Genomic DNA, 687 nt, shown 5'->3' with positions numbered 1-687 from the left:
ACGCCTCAGAGTTAGAATTTGAATCTGGCTTAGATATCGACGCTCTGCTGAGTGAGGCGCAGCAACAACCTGTAGCTCCAGAACCAACGGAATCATTACAAGAAGAAAGCGTCCCGTTTAATAGCAATGACTTCTTAGGTGATCTTGAGGAAATGTCACCAGAGCATGACCCTCTGATGACTGAGCTGGATGAACTGTTTGAATCTGATAACACCGTTCTTGAAGAAACTGAGCAAGAAAGTGCAGACTTTGCCGCCGAGCTAGATGCACTTCTGGAAGGCAAAGACGGTTTTGCTGAAGAGTTAGAAAACTCATCTGTCAAAGAGAATTTGATGCCATCGGCTGAAGAGCTGCCCTCTGAAAATGGTGAGTATCAACTTCGCGAGGAACAGACTGAACCAGAAATTACCAGTAAAGAGGAAGAACCTGCATTCACGCCAACGCCGAATACTGTTGAGAATGAATTTGGCGTTCCTCAAGAAGAAGACTGGTTACTAGACGACGTTGAGCCTGAAGCTGAAAACAAACTTGAACAAGAACCTGTCGCGGCAACGTCCACTGACGTTGATGAAGACGAGTTCAACTTCGACGAACTGGAACTGCCAGAGTTTGACGAAAACGATGCTTTAGCTTCAATGGCCGGTGAGCCTGAGCTACCAGAAGCTGAAGTTCAAACTGCAGAGCCGA

General features: G+C 46.6%; 1 pseudogene. It reads left to right on the top strand.

From position 1 onward, the window contains the following. A pseudogene (locus OU793_RS24775) lies at nucleotides 1-687 on the top strand (AAA family ATPase); the annotation flags it as partial.

Source organism: Vibrio sp. VP6, assembly GCF_028823755.1.
GTDB lineage: Bacteria > Pseudomonadota > Gammaproteobacteria > Enterobacterales > Vibrionaceae > Vibrio > Vibrio parahaemolyticus.
This window is presented reverse-complemented; position numbering and strand designations above follow the sequence as displayed.